The organism is Streptomyces millisiae (assembly GCF_031845425.1).
In the GTDB taxonomy this organism is placed as follows: domain Bacteria; phylum Actinomycetota; class Actinomycetes; order Streptomycetales; family Streptomycetaceae; genus Streptomyces; species Streptomyces millisiae.
This window is the reverse complement of sequence record NZ_JAVREM010000261.1, coordinates 1-468: the sequence shown is the minus strand read 5'-3', so window position 1 is coordinate 468 and position 468 is coordinate 1. Positions and strand designations below refer to the sequence as shown.

Below are 468 nucleotides of genomic sequence, written 5' to 3'. Positions count from 1 at the left end.
TACCAGGGCCGCGGTATCGGCACGTTCCTGATGGACGCCCTGGTGGTGTCGGCGGACTACCTTGGTATCCAACGCTTTACGGCGCGGGTACTGAGCGACAACTACGCCATGCGGCGCATCCTGGACCGGCTTGGCGCAGTGTGGGAGCGTGAGGATCTGGGTATTGTGCTCACCGACGTCCCCGTGCCCGCCGTCGACACGCTGAGCATCGAACCCGAGTTGGCCGCGAAGATCAAAGACGTTACCCGTCAGGTGATCCGGGCGGTAAGCCAGTGAGCCGGCCACCGCTGACCGCCGGTGGCCGGAGGCCACCGTTAAGTAAAGACACCCGGGTGTGCATCTCGCTGGCCGCCCGGCCCAGCAACATCGGCACCCGGTTCCACAACTATCTCTACGACGAACTCGGCCTCGACTATCTCTACAAGGCTTTCACCACAACCGATATCGCCGCGGCGATCGGTGGAGTGC

The 468-nt window shown here is 63.7% G+C and carries 1 protein-coding gene; it reads left to right on the top strand.

Annotated elements, in window-relative coordinates; genetic code table 11:
* Window positions 1-276 (top strand): GNAT family N-acetyltransferase (locus RNC47_RS36570; protein ID WP_311605173.1); only part of this gene is annotated, 276 nt, incomplete at its 5' end.
* Window positions 277-468 lie beyond the last annotated feature (192 nt).